Below are 15,967 nucleotides of genomic sequence, written 5' to 3'. Positions count from 1 at the left end.
AATGACAGAATTTGAAGAGAATCTGGTGGCGATGTTGGATGAGCTGAGGGGCGCTCCTGGTATCGAGGTGGACATCGACAATCAGGGTGATATCGCCGACGAGTTCGGCGATGCCGAAAGCGCCTTCCAGTTGGTCGCCGACTGGTTCGACATGCCCTTGCGTTCGTCGCTGCAGCGCTGCTACATGCGATTCTCGCAATTCTGGTGCCACTGGCGGTACGAGGCCGGAGGTGTGGCCTTCCCCGGTGAAATGCGCATGTCCTACCTGCTTGCTGCCCTGGGCACGCCCACCCCTCCACTGGCCAGCGCCAGTTCCTCGACGTCCGAGCGGCAACTCTACGAACAGCTGCGAGTTCTGGACGATCGTCCAGAAAGCGGCACGGGAGCCCTTGCGGCCATCAGGCTTCAGCCAAGCGTGGACAGCCCGGAAATCTGGTATTACGACCCGGCGCACGGGACCTTCAAGATGGATGTCGACTACTGCCAGTATCTCGATGCGATCCTGGTCACCAAGGGGACCTCCGGATGGCAGTACCTCTTCACTGAAGCGCCGCTTGCATCCCGTGAGTTCGTGGGGTCAGCCACCAATCTGAAATCCATGCTTGAAGTCTTTCCTGAGGTATTTCCCGCACACGACTACGAGCCCCTTCGGCAGCGACTTTCGGAGCGCTTGTGACCAGATATCAGGACATCCCCAAACCCATCCGCTCCGGAATAGTCCTGCTCGACCCCGAGACCGGCACCCCCCAACGCATCATCGTGCTCCAGTTCAACCCCGACACCCTGGAACGCAGCCTCTCGCCCCAGTCCGCAGGAGGCAGCGGCGATTCCGGTGGAGGAGGCAGCGGGAACGGGGACAGAAACGAGGCCCTCCGCCTCAAGGGCCCCGCCCAGGAGACCTGGAAGTTCACCGCTGAGATCGACGCCACCGACCAGTTCGAGATCGCCGCACCCGACGGGATCCACCCGCAGCTCGCCGTGCTCGAAATGCTCGTGCAGCCGACGTCCTCGCAACTCCGCGAGGCCAGCCGGCAGTCGCAGAAGGGGACCATCGAGATCTCTCCGATCGAGATGCCGCTCACCCTCTTCACCTGGGGGAGCAAGCGGGTCATGCCTGTGCGGCTCACCGAACTGTCCATCAACGAGTCCGCGTTCGATGTGAACCTCAACCCGATCCGGGCCTCGCTCAGCATCGGGCTCAAGGTGCTCACCGTGAGCGATCTGCCGCTGGGGCACCCGGGTGCCGAGTTGTACTACGCGCATCTCGCGCAGAAGGAGCGCCTCGCCGCCGCCGCGCGCACCGCGGGGATCGGGTCGCTGGGGCTGGGCTCCGGTGGCGTCGGGGTGGGAAGGGGCTGAGGAGCGAACGCCATGGCTGACATCGAGCCGTACGAGAACGCGCTTGACGCGATACCGGGGGCCCACCCGTACCCCCGCACCAGCCGGTACCACGATGCCGAGATCGGCGTGCACCGGCTGCCGGACGGTACCGAGGTCCGGTACGCCAAGCGACGGTTGCTGCCTCCGATCGAGGAGGCGGGCGACGACACGCAGACGCATATCGTCCGTACCGGTGAGCGGCCCGACCTGCTCGCGCAGCGTTACTTCGGCGACCCCGGCCAGTGGTGGCAGATCGCCGACGCCAACCCGGTATTGGATCCGCGGGAACTCACCGACGAGCCCGGTCGCGAGGTCGAGGTGCCGCTCGCCGGGCACTTCCGGCAGGGAGTGCGGCGTGGCTGAACTGCCCGTGGGGCGCGGCCCCGTTCACATCACCCTGCACATGGGGCCGAAGCTGGCCAAGCCCGTGCCCGCGGAGGTCGCTGAGGCACTCCTCTCAGCCCAGATCACCGCCACCGCGGGCGAGCGCTCCGGATTTCAGCTCGCCTTCGACCTCACCAAGAACGGGCTGATCAGCCGCACCCTCCTGCCCGAGGGATACTTCGACCCGAAGACGCGGCTCATCGTGACCGTCACCGTCCGCGGCACCCCCGAGGTGCTCTTCGACGGGCTCGTCGTGCGCCAGGAGGTCGGGGCCAGCAACCAGCCGGGGCACTCCACGCTCACCGTCACCGGCGAGGACCTGAGCCTCCTGATGGACCTGGAGGAGCGCACCGACCGCTACCCCAACCTCCCTCCCTCCCAGCGCGTCCTCGCCATCCTGGGCCGCTACTCCGACTACGGCATCCGGCCCGACGTCTACACCGAGAAGGTGAGCCAGCCGCCGCATCAGGACCTCCGCGTCCACTACCAGACGAGCACCGATCTGGGGTACATCAACGAGCTCGCCCGCGCGAACGGCTACACGTTCTACCTGGAGCCGGGCCCCAACCCCGGCCAGTCCTCGGCCCGTTGGGGCCCCGAAGTGCGCCTCGGCGTACGCCAGCACGCCCTCAACGTCAACATGGACGCCAACTCCACCGTCGACCAGCTCACGTTCGCCTACGACGGGACGGCCCGCGAGGAGCCGCAGGCCCGCTGGCAGGACCCCGGCACCCGGCAGTCCACGCTCCTGCCCCAGCCGCCGATCAGCCCGCTGCGCCCGCCGCTCGGCAAGCGCCCCACCCCGGCCCTCAAGCGCAGGACCCTCGCCGGCACCGCCAAGCATCAGCGCGAACAGGCCGAGGCCGAGCTCCTCGCGCGCGCGGCCGTGTCCGCCGACGTCGTCTCCGGTTCGGGCTCGCTCGACGTGAACCGGCACGGCTACATCCTGCAGCCGCGCCAGTTGGTGGGTGTGCGCGGCTCGGGCCGTACGTACGACGGCGACTACTTCGTCAAGTCCGTCACGCACATCCTGCGGCAGGGGTCCTTCCAGCAGAACTTCACGCTGTCGCGAGAGGGGCTCGAAGCGCGCAGCGCCTACGTCAGGCCCTGATCCACCCCTGATCCACCCCGAACCGACCATCACGACCAGTCACGACCAGGAGCAGTTCACATGGCGGCACCCAGCAATCGCTACCTCGGCAAGTTCCGCGGCCGAGTCGTGGACAACAACGATCCGCTGCACATCGGCCGGATCACCGTCGAGGTACCCGACGTCCTGGGTGACGAGCCGTCGACCTGGGCGCTGCCCTGTCTGCCGTTCACCGGACCGCAGGCGGGCCAGTTCGTGGTGCCGGCGCCGGGAGCCGGTGTGTGGGTCGAGTTCGAGCAGGGCGATCCCAGCTTTCCGGTGTGGACGGGATGCTGGTACGGGGACCAGGGCGAGCTGCCGCCCGACGCCCGCCGTCTCGTGCAGCCCGCGTCGCAGGCCAAGCCCGTCGTGGTGCAGACACCCGAGGCGCACAAGATCGTGATGAGCGACCCGCCGGGCCCCGATCAGGGGATCCTGCTGCAGGCCCAGGGCGGGGCGTACATCCGCATCACCAAGGAAACCATCGTGATCTCCAACGGCCTCGGCGCGGAGGTCATTCTGCGCGGGAACCAAGTGGACGTGAACGAGGGCCAGTTGACCATCGCGTCCAAGCGATAAGAACCGGGGGAAGGAAGAACGTGTCCGGGACATCCGGGAGTCTGCTCGACGCGGGCGCCGTGATCGGCTGCCCGCACGGCGGCCGCGTCACCGCCGCCAGCTCACCGTCCGGCGGCGTACGCATCGCGGGTGCCGCCGTCGCCACGGCCGCCCACAGGTACGTCGTCACCGGCTGCCCGCACACCGTGAACGGCGTGCCCACGCCCTGCGTGACGGTCCACTGGACCGCCGGCGGCACCGGCATCACCGTCGACGGCGCGGCCGTACTGCTCGACACCGCCGCGGCCGAGTGCTTCACCGCCGCCTTCGTGCCGCAGGGGCCGCCCGTCGTCCAGGCCGCGCAGCGAAAGGTCACCGTCCGATGAGCCGCCGAACCAGCCAGCGCCCGCGCAGCGACATCGCGTTCCCCTTCCACCCCGACCGCCGAGGCCGTACCGCGCACGCCACCCGCGGCGAGCACGTCCACGACCTCATCGAGCAGCTGCTGTTCACCAGCCCCGGCGAACGCGTGATGCGTCCCGACTTCGGCTGCGGGCTCCTCGATCTGGTCTTCGCCCCGACCAGCCCGGAACTCATCAGCACCCTCGAACTCTCCGTCCAGGCCTCGCTCCAGCGCTGGCTCGGCGATCTCATCGACGTGGAGGCCCTCGACGTGGTCAGCGAGGACAACGTCGTCCGTGTGTATCTGTCGTACGCCATACGCGCCGACGGCGCCCGGCGCGACGACGCGTTCGAAGGGAGGGCCACGGCATGACCGGTACGACCACCACCTCCCGCCGGGCCAAGGTCCGCGCCGCCCAGCTGGGCGGAGTCGACTCCGTCGAGGTCGGCGACGACGGACTGCTGCTCACCGTCAGCTTCCTCGGCAAGGCCCCGCACGGTCTCGTCCCCGAGAACGTCCGCATCGACGGTGGCCGCCGTATCACCGGCATCACCGCCGTGGACGTCAGTGTGGAGCGCGAGGAGGATCCCGAGCTCGACGACCGCCTCTACGTCACCCTCGACAAGGCCGGCGACTCCTCCCGCTACCGGCTGTCCCTGGTCGAGACCGACCCGTACGGACGACCCGGGACGGAGCCGTATCGCGGCTTCGACCAGCGTTACCACAGCGCGACCTTCGTCTTCCGGCCCGACTGCCCCACTCCCTTCGACTGCAAGGAAGACGAGCAGCCGAGCGCCGACTTCCCGGCCGCGCCCGTCATCGACTACACGGCCCGCGACTACGACACCATCCGCAAGCTGCTCCTCGACCGGCTCGCGCTCACCACCCCCGACTGGGTCGAGAGCAACCCCGCCGACCTCGGCATGACCCTGGTCGAGCTGCTCGCCTACACCGGCGACCAGATCAGCTACCAGCAGGACGCGGTCGCCACCGAGGCCTACCTCGACACCGCGCGCCGCAGGGTCTCCGTACGGCGGCAAGTCCGGCTCATCGACTACGCGATGCATGATGGGTGCACCGCCCGCGCGTACGTGGCCGTCGAGACCGCCGGCGACCGCACGCTGGCCCCGGGCACCTTCCGCTTCGCCTCCGTCGACGTACGCACCCTCGACCCGCACGACCGACCCGAGCCCGGCACGGTCGTCGACGAGGCCGACCTCGGCGACCTCGACGAGCGCGGCTCGGTGGAGGTCTTCGAACCCGTCGTCACCGCCGACCCGCTGGAGCTGCGCGTCGCGCACAACGCGATCCGCCTGTGGACGTGGGGCGGTGAGGTCTGCACCCTGCCGAAGGGCGCCACCTCCGCCACCCTGCGCGACGAGTGGGTCGACCCGGAGACCTGCCGGGAGCGCCGACTCGACCTGCTCCCCGGCGACCTGCTGATCCTCGAGGAGGTCAAGGGCCCGCGCACCGGCACCCCCGGCGATGCCGACCCGAGCCATCGCCAGGCCGTCCGCCTGACCTCCGTCACCCCGGCCGTGGACCGCATCGAGGACCAGCCGGTCCTGGAGGTCACCTGGACCGCCGGTGACGCCCTGCGCTTCCCGCTCTGCCTCACCACGCGCGGCGGCCGGGACTGTCTGCCCGTCGAGGACGTGAGCCTCGCCCGCGGCAATGTCGTCCTCGTCGATCACGGCCGTACGCTGCACGGGCTGCCCGAGACGTTCACCGTCCCGCAGGTACCCGCCGAGATCGCGCCCTGCGACCCGCCCGCCTTCGGCTGCTACGACCGGGAGGAGGGCAACGCCCCCGCCCGGCTCATCAACTCCCTCACGGACAAGGCGGAGTCGGGCGAGGCGCTCACACCCGACGACGTCCGCGAGCTGTTCCAGGTGGTCGGCGAAGGGGCGACCACGCGGGCCGGAATCGGTCTGGAGCGCGCCGGTCAGCGCCATGAGCGCGTCGTGCCGGGCACGGCATACGCCCAGGCCGCCGGCCTGCGCACGCTGCTCGCCCAGTCCGTCTACCCGGGCATCCAGCCCCGCTTCCGTCCCGTCCTCGGTCGCGCGCCCGTGGTGCAGGCGGTGCCGTTCCCGGACCTCGGCACCGTCGCCGCCGGGCAGGCCGAGCGGATCGCCGCGATTCCGGGACGGGTGCGGCAGCGGCTCGTCGAGCTGTGGCGCAGCGCCCGCGACCGGGGCGGTCTCGCCGACGCCGAGATCGCCGAACTCGCGGTGATCTACGGGCTGAGGATCCTGGAGCGGATCGAGCTGCGCCTCCATCCCGTCCGTGCGCTGCGTGAACTTCTGTACCGCAGCGATCAGTTGCTCGACGCCAAGCTGCGCCGGATCGAGGTCCTCACGGCGCGCGCCCGCGCGGGCACCGTCCTGGACGGGCACATCGCCTGGGAGATCGCCCACAGTTGGGGCCCGTCGTACGCGGCCGGACTGCACCCCGACGAGCTGGTGCTGCGTGGCTCCGCGACCGCAGCCCTCGACCAGGACCCGCGTCGCGCGCTGCCCGCCGTGCACATCCAAGAGAACGGGGACGAGGCCGCCGCCTGGGAACCGCGCCGCGACCTGCTCGACAGCGGCCCCCGCGACCGGCACTTCGTCGGCGAACTGGAGGACGACGGTCGTCTGTCCCTGCGCTTCGGCGACGGGCGGCACGGCGCGAAGCCGACGCCCGGATCCCGGCTCGCCCTGCACTACCGGCTCGGCGGCGGGACGGCGGGCAACGTCGGCGCGGAGGCCATCAACCACCTGGTCGTCCAGTCCGACTGCGAGCAGCCGCCCGCCGCCGTGGTCCGCAACCCGCTGCCCGCCACCGGCGGCATCGAGCCCGAACCCGTGGACCAGGTACGCCAGTTGGCCCCGCTCGACCTGCGCCGCACCCGGCTGCGCGCGGTCACCGCCGAGGACTACGCGGCCCTCGCCTCCGCCCTGCCCGGCGTGCAGCGCGCGGCGGCGGAGCTGCGCTGGACCGGCAGCGTCCAGGAGGCGCACGTCGCGGTCGACGCGTACGGCACGGGCGCCCCGTCCGACGAGCTGCTCACCTCCGTCGCCCAGTCGCTGGAGCCGTACCGGCGTATCGGTCACGACCTGGTCGTCGGCGCCTCGCGGCTCGTCCCGCTGGACATCGCGCTGACCGTGTGCGCCAAGCCGGGCCACCAGCACGGGCAGATCCTGGCGGAGCTGTACCGCGTGCTCGGCAGCGGCGCGCTCGGCAATGGCGTGCGGGGCTTCTTCCACCCGGACGCGCTGACCTTCGGCGAACCGGTGCGGCTCAGCCGTCTGGTCGCCGTCGCGGCGGCGGTCCCCGGCGTGGAGAGCGTCCAAGTCACCCGGCTGCAGAGGCTGTTCGAGCCGGACCGAGGAGAGAGGGAGGACGGCGTGCTGCGGCTCGGCCCGCTGGAGATCGCCACCTGCGACAACGACCCGGACCGGCCGGAGAACGGCCGGCTGGCGATTTCCCTGGGAGGTGCCCGATGACCGAGTTCCCGACCACCGAGGGCACGATCACCGACGACTGCAGCTGCGGCGGCGCATGCCGCGGCGGCCACGACGAGCGCCTCGCTCCGGCCCCCGTGCACAACCCGCCCGGCCGCAGCGCCCTCGACTACCGCGTCGGCGAGTACGGCTCCTTCCGGGCCGCCCTCCTCGACCGGCTCGCCTCACCGGCGTACCCGGCACTGGGCGGCCTCACCGTCCGCACCCCGGACGACCCGGCGATCGGCCTCCTCGACGCCACCGCCGTCCTCGGCGACCTGCTCACCTTCCACTCCGAGCGCATCGCCGACGAGGCCTACATCCGCACGGCCAACGAGCACCGCTCCCTGGTCCTGCTCGGCCGCCTCGTCGGCCACCGCCCGCGCCCCGGCGTCGCCGCCGCCACGCACCTGGCGTACACCCTGGAACGCGATCCGCGCGCCGAGACGCTGTCCGTACTGATCCCGCGCGGCGCCCGCAGCCACAGCGTGCCCGCGTCCGCCGACGAGCAGTCCCTGACCTTCGAGACCAGCCGTGACCTGACGGCCCGCTGGGACTGGAACGAGCTGAAGGTCCGCCGTCGGCGTCCCTCCCTCGTCACGCCCGGGGACCTGGAGCGCCGCTCGGAGATCTTCGTCGAGGGCACGGCCAACTCGCTGCAGACCGGGGAGCAGTTGCTCTTCGTCTTCGGTGAACAGGCGGGCGGCGAGCGCAAGTTGCTGCCCGTGGCCAAGGCGCGTGTCGACCGGGAGGACGAGATCACCGCGATCTCCCTGCCGAAGTCGGCCCCGCCGACCCTCAAGGAACTCGTCGACGAGGTACGGCGCTGGGCCGCGGCCCCCGCGGCCCCGGGCGAGCCCGGCGACGAGCCGCCCACGCCCGAGGTCCCCAACCCGCGGCCGGTCAGCCGGCTGATCGAGGACTTCGAGGACCAGGTCCTCGCGCCGCTGCGGGACGACCTGGACGGCATCAAGACCCCCGAGCGGCTCGCGGCCCGGCTCGCGGAGCCCGTCGCACGGCTCGGCGAGGCACAGGTGCTGGCCGAGCCGTATGAGGACGTCGCGGCGTGGTTCGAGCAGCTGAAGGCGGTGCTCGCCGAACTCGCCGAACGGGCACTGGAGTTGGCGCCCGCGCAGAACGCCCCGGCCGAGCCGGCGCTGCGGTCCGCCAAGACCGCCGAGAGCGCCGCCGACCCGCGAGCGGCCGCCCTCCACACCCTGAGCGCCGTCCTGCCCGCCCTGCGTGCGGCGACCCCCGCAGCTCAGGGCGGAACCGGCTCCCGACGCCCGGGCAGCGACACCGCCCGCCTGCTGTCCGCCCTGAACCCAGGGCTCGGCACCCTCTACCCGGCCTGGCGCAGGGCCGCCGCCCCCGGCACCCCGCAGCTCCTGCGCGAACTGCTCGCCATGCGGGTCACGACCGCCCCCTTCGGCGCCACGGCCCCGCTCAAGCCGGTCCAGGACGACCGCGGCCGCGTCATCCGCACCGCCGACTGGCCCCTCACCGGCGCCGTGCTGGCGACCATGCGGGTCGTGTACGACACGGCGGGCCGCACGCCCATCCGGGCCGAGTTCCAGTACGTCGAGGGCAGCAGCTCCGACCAGCGTGCCGAGAACCTGCCCGTCACCCAGACGGTCGACTTCCCGCTCGGCACGGGCCGGGTCGAGCTGTCCGTACGCTCCGGCCAGGACCGCGACCTCAGCTGGCTGAACCGCCGTCCCACCGACTCCCAGGAGCCCGGTGTCACGGCCCGCCTCCACTCGGGTCTGCCCGAGCGCACGCTCTTCGTGTCCCGGCCCGACGACGAGGGCCTGATCCACGTCGGCGTCCACAACGGCACGTCCGAGCAGATAGCGCTGCGGCCGAACGCGAGCGAGCAGTTCACGCACGGCGAGTACGAGGTCAGCCTCAAGTACACGGTGGGCTCCACCGAGCCCAACGTCGAGGTCGTCATCGCCAGCAAGCCCGAGCCGCTCAACCGCCGCATCCTGCAGCTGGACACGGTTCACACCGGCATCACGGTCGGCAGCTGGGTCGCGATCCAGCGTCCCGCCAAGGGCGCCCAGGGCGGTATCCCCGGCGACGCCAAGCTCGCGTTCGTCACCACCCAGGTGGTCGCGGCGCGTACGGCGGCGTACACGAACTACGGCATCACCGGCCGGGGCACCGAACTCACCCTTGCCGACCCGTGGTTGGACGAGTTCGACGTCCTGCTCTCGCACATCCGCGACACCACCGTCCATGCGGCCGGCGAGGCACTCCGCCTCGCCGACGAACCGCTCGGCGAGGACGTCCACGGCAACGAGATCGAACTCGCCCAGCTGTACGACGGGTTGCGGGCAGGCCGCACCCTCGTCGTCAGCGGTGAGCGCAGCGACATCCCGGGCACGGTGGGCGTCCAGGCCACCGAGGTGGTCACCATCGCCGCCGCCGACCCGGCCGTCGATCCGCAACTGCCCGGCGACCACGTCCACACCCGCCTGACCCTGACCGCCGACCTGGCCCACCGCTATCGGCGCGAGACGGTCAGGATCCTCGGCAACGTCGTCGAGGCCACCCACGGCGAGAGCCGCGAGGAGGCCATCGGAAGCGGTGACTCGGACCGGGTGAACCAGACGTTCGCGCTCTGGCAGTCCCCGCTCACGTGGCTCGCCGATGACAACCCCCTCGGCGCCACCCCGGTGCTGGAGATCCGGGTCGACGGCGTCCTGTGGCACGAGGTCGACAGCCTCGCCGGACGCCGTCCGGTCGAGCGTGTCTACATCACCGGCTCCACCGCGGACGGCCGTACGACGGTGACGTTCGGCGACGGCGTCAACGGCGCCCGACTGCCGAGCGGTCACGAGAACATCCGCGCCCGCTACCGCTTCGGCACCGGCAAGGCCGCCAATGTCGCCGCCGACCGCGTCACCCAGCCCCTCACCCGCCCGCTCGGTGTCACCCAGGTGACCAACCCGCGCCCGGCGAAGGGCGGCGCGGACGCGGACGGCCCCGGCCTGACCCGCCGTACGATCCCGCTCGCCGTCTCCGCGCTGGACCGCCTGGTCTCCGCGTCCGACTACGAGGACTTCGCCCGCTCCCGGGCCGGCATCGGCCGGGCCGCCGCACGCGAACTCTTCGACGGGCGGCGGCGCGTGCTGCACGTGACGGTCGCGGGTACGGACGACGTACCGATCGACGGCGACTCGGACACGCTGAGGGCTCTGCGGGGCGCGCTGACCGAGTACGGGGATCTCAACCTCACCGTCCGGGTGGATGTGCGCGAGCTGGTCCTGCTGCTCATCGCCGCCAAGGTGAAGGTCGCTCCCGACCATGCGTGGGAGATCGTCGAGCCGCGTCTGCGTCAGGCGCTGCTCCGCCGACTCGGCTACGAGGGACGGGAGTTGGGGCGACCCGCTCGTCTCTCGGACGTCCTGGCCACGGCCCACACCGTGCCCGGCGTCGACTACGTGGACGTGGACGTCTTCACCGGCGTCCCCGCGTCCGCCACCCCCGACGAACTCACCGGGATCCTCACGAACCCCGGCCCGCCCAAGTCGTCCGTCCCGGCCCACCCGGCGACGTACGACGAGAAGGTCCACACGGTCCGCGCCGCGAACGGCGAGACGCTGTCGGAGATCTGTGCCAGGTACGGCGTCCCGCTCGCCGAACTCCTGCGCCTGAACCCCGACATCACCGACACCCGGCGTCTGGCGAAGGGCCGTTCGGTGTTCGTCTTCCGCGGTATCCGCCCGGCCCAGCTCGCGATGCTGTCGCCGAGGGCGGCGGACACCCTGATTCTGACGGAGGTCAAGTGATGTCCCCGGACGTCAAGTTGGAGACCGCGAACCCGGCGACGACGTCCAGGGAACCCGACGGGCTCGCCGAACTGCTGCCGCGCTGGCATCTGCTGCGCGACGCCGAGGAGGGTGAGCCGCTGCGCGCGCTGCTCGCGGTGATCGCCGAGCAGCTCGACCGGGTCCGCGACGGCGTCCAGCAGGGCTACGACGACCTGTTCGTGGAGACGGCGGCGCCCTGGGTGCTGCCGTACCTCGGCGACCTGGTCGGCTACCGCACCCTGCCCGGCTACGAGCGGGTCCTGACGACCGGCCTGCACGAGGGTGGCCGCGCCGCCCTCGCCGAGGCCGTCGCCCCGCGCGCCGACGTGGCCGCCACCGTCGCCAACCGCCGCCGCAAGGGCACCCTCCACCTCCTGGAGGAGCTCTCCGAGCAGGTCGCCGGCTGGCCCGCCCGCGCCGTCGAGCTGTCCCGGCAGGTCGCCCACACCCAGCCGGTGAAGCTGTACGGCGACACAGGCGTCCACCGGGGCGGGCGCGGCCGACTCGTCGACCTGCGCGACAACTCCGCCCTCGACCTCGCGGGCGGCCCCTTCGGCGCTACGGCCCGCACGGTCGACGTCCGGCGTGCCAACTCCCGGCATCGGCAAGGGGGTTGGACGCCCGCCGGAGTCGCCCTCTTCGTCTGGCGTCTGAAGGCCCACTCGCTCACCCAGTCCCCCGCGTACTGCATCGACCGCGCCCGCAACCTCTACACCTTCTCGATCCTGGGCAACGACACCCCGCTGGTCACCAAGCCGTTCCCGGAGCCGTCGCCCACGCACATCGCGACCATCGACAACGTCCCGGCGTTCATCACGCGGCGCCAGCTCCACGACCGGCTCACCGACTACTACGGCCCCGGCAAGAGCCTCGTCATCCGGCGCGACGGCGAGGACCAGCCCGTACCGCCGTCGGACATCGTGGTCGCCGACCTGTCGGAGTGGCGCTACCGGCCCAAGCGCGGCCAGGTCGCCGTCGACCCGGAACTCGGGCGGATCGCGTTCGGGTCGCGGTCGGCGCCCCGGCAGGGCGTGTGGGTGGACTACCAGTACGCGTTCGCCGCGGACATGGGCGGTGGCGAGTACGACCGGCCCGACCGCGAGCCGCGTCCCGACGCCGAGGTCTACCGTGTCGGTCCCGGGCAGCCGTACCGCCAGATCATGGACGCCTACCGGGCCTGGCAGCACGACCGCCGTGCCGACCGGACCGGTCCCGACGGCATCATCGAGATCACCCACAGCGGCGCCTACCAGGAGCAGCTGGACTTCGATCTCGACCCCGGCGACCGCCTCGAAGTCCGGGCCGCCGAGGGCACCCGGCCGGTGATACGCCTGCTCGACTGGTACAGCAACCGCCCGGACGCCCTCAACATCCGTGCGGTGTCCGAGGACTGCGCCCCGCACGAGCGTCCGCGCATCGTGCTCGACGGACTGCTGGTCGCCGGACGCGGCATCAACGTCACAGGTCCCATGGGCGCGGTCGTCGTACGGCACTCCACGCTCGTGCCCGGCTGGTCGCTGGAGCCCGAGTGCGATCCGCACTCGCCGGAGGAGCCCAGCATCGTCCTGGAGCGCACCACCGCGTGCCTCCAGATCGAGCACAGCATCCTCGGCACCATCGAGGTCATCGGCGACGAGGTGAGCGAGGACCCCCTCGACATCCACCTGCGCGACAGCATCCTCGACGCGACGGGCAGCGACCGCGAGGCCCTGTCCGCACCGGACTGCCGCCACGCCCACGCCGTGCTGCATCTGCACCGCACCACCGTCATCGGCGAGATCCACACCCACGCCGTGCAGATCGCCGAGAACTCGATCCTCACCGGCAGGCTCCACGTGGCCCGGCGCGGCATCGGCTGCCTGCGGTACTCGTATGTGCCGCCCGGCTCGCGCACCCCGCGTCGGTACCGCTGCCAGCCCGACCTCGCCGGGCCCGAACAGGCCGGTCGGGTACGGCCGTTGTTCACCTCCGAGCGCTACGGGACGCCCTGGTACGGCCTGCTCGCCGACCGGTGTGCCGAGGAGATCCGGCGCGGCTCGGACGACGGCGCCGAGATGGGCGCCTTCCACGACCTGTACCGGCCGCAGCGCGAGGACGGCCTCAGGGCACGGCTCGCGGAGTACACCCCGGCGGGCACGGACGCCGGGATCTTCTTCGTGACATGAGGCGAGACATGAGCCATTGCATGCGCGCCGCCGCCGTAAGCCCTACCCGCACTTTCCTGAACCAGGGGGACCCCCTTCATGCACGCTGACCTCTCCCGCCTCACGTTCCGCCCGCAGCGGCGCTACTCGGCGGTCATCGCCCAGCAGGGGCGCGTCCAGCTCGACGCGGACATCAACGAGCAGACCGCGATCCAGCTCCACCAGGCCCGCACCCTCGCCGCCGACCTGATCGGCCGGCACGGAGGGCCGCGTGACGCCGCGGGCTTCAAGATCGACTACGTGGGCGGCAAGCACGACATCGACACCCTTCACATCCAACGGGGCCGCTACTACGTCGACGGCATCCTGCTGGACGCGAGCCGCCCGGCGCCCGGTGTGCCGGTCCCGGACGAGGACGCCGACGACGAGCAGGACACCGCCACCCCGCCCCCGTACTGGACCTACTGGGACCAGCCCGACGGCTTCCGCGACCCGGAGAAGCCCGGCGACCGGCTGCCCTCGCCCGCCACCTCGCCGTTCGTGGTCTACCTGAACGTGTGGGAGCGTGCCGTCTCCGCCGCCGAGGACCCGGCGCTGCGCGAGGTCGCGCTCGGCGCCGCGATGCCGGACACCGCCGCCCGCGTGAAGGTCGTCTGGCAGGTGCTGCCGCTGTCGCTGGCCGCGCTGGACATCGAGGAGACCGACCCGTCCAAGGAGGTCGTGCGGGCCGCCTTCGACAAGTGGGCGCAGAAGCAGGCCACGCCCACCGCGCGCCTCGCCGCCCGCAGCGAGCGGCCCGACCACGCCGACGAGGACCCCTGCCTGGTCAAGCCGGACGCCCGCTACCGCGGCCAAGAGAACCAGCTGTACCGCGTCGAGGTGCACGCCGGCGGTGGGGCGAAGGACGCCACCTTCAAGTGGTCCCGCGAGAACGGCTCGGTGGTCTTCCCGGTCGACGAACTCGACGGCACCTGGGTGCAGTTGGCGTCCCTCGGCCATGACGACAAGCTGGACCTGGACGTCGGCGACCACGTGGAGCTCGTCGACACCGCGTACGCCTCCCGGCTGGAGCCCCTGCCCCTGCTCCGGGTCGAGGAGCTGGACCTGCCGGGCCGTCGCGTCCGCCTGAGCTCCGAGCCCGACGAGGCGGTCGGCCGGCTGCCCCACCTCAACCCGTTCCTGCGCCGCTGGGACCACCACGAGGGACCGAGGCGCAAGGGCCGTACCACCGCCCTCAAGGGCGGTGCCGTGCCCGTCGCGGAGGGGGAGTGGCTGACGCTGGAGGACGGCGTCGAGGTGTACTTCGCCAAGGGCGCCGCCTACCGCACCGGCGACCACTGGATCATCCCCGCCCGCACCGCCACCGGCAGCGTCGAGTGGCCCACGGACGCGGCGCGCCGTCCGCTGCTCCAGAGCCCGGCCGGCATCGTCCGCGGCTACGCGCCGCTGGCCCTGGTCAAGGGCGAGGGCGGCACCGTCGACCTGCGCCTCGCCTTCAACCCGCTGGCCAGCAGCATCCCGGCCGCGGACGAGGCGACGCTCGCGGCGGAGGAACAGGCGCGCCGCGAGGAGCAGTTGGCGGAGGACCCGTCGGGCGGGAGGTCGCAGACCACTGCGGATGCGGAGGCGGCGGCGGAGGGAGACGAGTAATGGCCAAGCCCCTGAGCGCGTCCAAGATGGTGGAGATACTGCGGGCGGAGGGCCTGACGGTCCACGAGGTCCGCAGCTGGCGTACGCACAACCGCAACAGCAAGGGCGCCTGGGGCCCGGTGAACGGCGTGATGATCCACCACACCGTCACCAAGGGCACCGAGTCCTCGGTCAGCATCTGCTACAACGGCTACTCCGGTCTGCCGGGCCCGCTCTGCCACGGCGTGATCGACAAGAAGGGCGAGATCCACCTCGTCGGCAACGGCCGCGCCAACCACGCCGGCCTCGGCGACAGCGACGTCCTGCGCGCCGTGATCAACGAGTCCGCGCTGCCGCACGATAACGAGGCCGACACCGACGGCAACGCGCGCTTCTACGGCTTCGAGTGCATCAACCTCGGCGACGGCAAGGATCCCTGGCCCGAGGCGCAGAAGGAGGCCATCGAGAGGGTTTCGGCCGCGATCTGCCGGCACCACGGCTGGAGCGAGCGCTCGGTCATCGGCCACAAGGAGTGGCAGCCGGGCAAGACCGACCCGCGCGGCTTCACTATGGACGGCATGCGCAAGCGCATCGCGCAGCGACTGAAAGGCGGCGGGGGAGGGGAGCCGAAGCCGGACCCGAAGCCCGCGCCCAAGCCGAAGCTGGAGCCGTTCCCGGGCGGCGGCTTCTTTCACACCGGCCAGAAGTCCCCGATCATCACCGCGATGGGCCGCCGCCTGGTCGCCGAGGGCTGCGGTCGCTACGAGGAGGGCCCGAGCCCCGAGTGGACCGAGGCCGACCGCCGCTCCTACGCCGCCTGGCAGCAGAAGCTCGGCTTCAAGGGCAAGGACGCGGACGGAATCCCCGGCAAGGTCAGCTGGGACAAGCTGAGGGTGCCGGGCGTGTGACGGGCCTTCGCTGAAGCGGCCCAGGTACCCCTCGGGGGTGTCCTGGGCCGTTTTCGTGCGACGAAAGGGTCTTGCTCGCCTGGCGGAAACACGTCACACTGGATACCGAACGAATGGTCGGTTGGG

General features: G+C 71.5%; 12 protein-coding genes. All 12 read left to right on the top strand.

What is annotated here, in order from left to right:
• Position 1: 1 nt before the first annotated feature.
• The 12 genes from BLU79_RS01740 (at position 2) to BLU79_RS01685 (ending at position 15,841) form a co-directional block, all read left to right on the top strand.
• Positions 2–676 carry a hypothetical protein gene (locus BLU79_RS01740; RefSeq protein ID WP_093903759.1) on the top strand — a complete coding sequence of 225 codons (675 nt, stop codon included), beginning with the start codon at positions 2–4 and terminating at the stop codon, positions 674–676.
• A complete protein-coding gene (locus tag BLU79_RS01735; protein ID WP_093903758.1) occupies positions 673–1,359 on the top strand; it encodes a hypothetical protein in 687 nt (228 codons plus the stop codon). Before BLU79_RS01740 ends, BLU79_RS01735 begins: the two co-directional genes overlap by 4 nt.
• Positions 1,360–1,371: 12 nt before the next feature.
• Positions 1,372–1,743 carry a LysM peptidoglycan-binding domain-containing protein gene (locus BLU79_RS01730; protein WP_093903757.1) on the top strand — a complete coding sequence of 124 codons (372 nt, stop codon included), beginning with the start codon at positions 1,372–1,374 and terminating at the stop codon, positions 1,741–1,743.
• Entirely contained in the window at positions 1,736–2,875 is a 1,140-nt protein-coding gene (locus BLU79_RS01725) for a hypothetical protein (RefSeq protein ID WP_093903756.1), read from the top strand. Before BLU79_RS01730 ends, BLU79_RS01725 begins: the two co-directional genes overlap by 8 nt.
• Positions 2,876–2,935: 60 nt before the next feature.
• Complete coding sequence (locus tag BLU79_RS01720) at positions 2,936–3,472, top strand: phage baseplate assembly protein V (RefSeq protein ID WP_093903755.1); 537 nt, start codon at positions 2,936–2,938, stop codon at positions 3,470–3,472.
• Between the two features lie 20 nt (positions 3,473–3,492).
• Complete coding sequence (locus BLU79_RS01715; protein WP_093903754.1) at positions 3,493–3,837, top strand: hypothetical protein; 345 nt, start codon at positions 3,493–3,495, stop codon at positions 3,835–3,837.
• Complete coding sequence (locus tag BLU79_RS01710; protein ID WP_093903753.1) at positions 3,834–4,226, top strand: GPW/gp25 family protein; 393 nt, start codon at positions 3,834–3,836, stop codon at positions 4,224–4,226. Before BLU79_RS01715 ends, BLU79_RS01710 begins: the two co-directional genes overlap by 4 nt.
• Entirely contained in the window at positions 4,223–7,345 is a 3,123-nt protein-coding gene (locus BLU79_RS01705; protein ID WP_093903752.1) for a putative baseplate assembly protein, read from the top strand. Before BLU79_RS01710 ends, BLU79_RS01705 begins: the two co-directional genes overlap by 4 nt.
• The gene (locus BLU79_RS01700; protein WP_093903751.1) at positions 7,342–11,139 is read left to right on the top strand and encodes a putative baseplate assembly protein; all 3,798 of its coding nucleotides are present in this window, start codon (positions 7,342–7,344) and stop codon (positions 11,137–11,139) included. The genes BLU79_RS01705 and BLU79_RS01700 overlap by 4 nt, the downstream gene beginning before the upstream one ends.
• On the top strand, positions 11,139–13,325 hold the full coding sequence (locus BLU79_RS01695) for a hypothetical protein (protein ID WP_093903750.1): 2,187 nt from the start codon (positions 11,139–11,141) through the stop codon (positions 13,323–13,325). The genes BLU79_RS01700 and BLU79_RS01695 overlap by 1 nt, the downstream gene beginning before the upstream one ends.
• A 78-nt stretch (positions 13,326–13,403) precedes the next feature.
• A complete protein-coding gene (locus tag BLU79_RS01690) occupies positions 13,404–14,954 on the top strand; it encodes a DUF6519 domain-containing protein (protein WP_093903749.1) in 1,551 nt (516 codons plus the stop codon).
• The gene (locus tag BLU79_RS01685) at positions 14,954–15,841 is read left to right on the top strand and encodes a peptidoglycan-binding protein (RefSeq protein ID WP_093903748.1); all 888 of its coding nucleotides are present in this window, start codon (positions 14,954–14,956) and stop codon (positions 15,839–15,841) included. The genes BLU79_RS01690 and BLU79_RS01685 overlap by 1 nt, the downstream gene beginning before the upstream one ends.
• Positions 15,842–15,967: the final 126 nt, after the last annotated feature.

This window comes from Streptomyces sp. cf386 (genome assembly GCF_900103585.1).
Taxonomy (GTDB): Bacteria; Actinomycetota; Actinomycetes; order Streptomycetales; family Streptomycetaceae; genus Streptomyces.
Note: the sequence above shows the minus strand (reverse complement) of the source record. Positions and strands in the feature narration are given on the sequence as shown.

Bases quoted from the DNA above. Each gene is read 5' to 3' on its own strand.
- BLU79_RS01740 (WP_093903759.1), top strand. From the start codon at position 2: ATGACAGAATTTGAAGAGAATCTGGTGGCGATGTTGGATGAGCTGAGG.
- BLU79_RS01730 (WP_093903757.1), top strand. From the start codon at position 1,372: ATGGCTGACATCGAGCCGTACGAGAACGCGCTTGACGCGATACCGGGG.
- BLU79_RS01720 (WP_093903755.1), top strand. From the start codon at position 2,936: ATGGCGGCACCCAGCAATCGCTACCTCGGCAAGTTCCGCGGCCGAGTC.
- BLU79_RS01710 (WP_093903753.1), top strand. From the start codon at position 3,834: ATGAGCCGCCGAACCAGCCAGCGCCCGCGCAGCGACATCGCGTTCCCC.
- BLU79_RS01705 (WP_093903752.1), top strand. From the start codon at position 4,223: ATGACCGGTACGACCACCACCTCCCGCCGGGCCAAGGTCCGCGCCGCC.
- BLU79_RS01700 (WP_093903751.1), top strand. From the start codon at position 7,342: ATGACCGAGTTCCCGACCACCGAGGGCACGATCACCGACGACTGCAGC.
- BLU79_RS01695 (WP_093903750.1), top strand. From the start codon at position 11,139: ATGTCCCCGGACGTCAAGTTGGAGACCGCGAACCCGGCGACGACGTCC.
- BLU79_RS01690 (WP_093903749.1), top strand. From the start codon at position 13,404: ATGCACGCTGACCTCTCCCGCCTCACGTTCCGCCCGCAGCGGCGCTAC.
- BLU79_RS01685 (WP_093903748.1), top strand. From the start codon at position 14,954: ATGGCCAAGCCCCTGAGCGCGTCCAAGATGGTGGAGATACTGCGGGCG.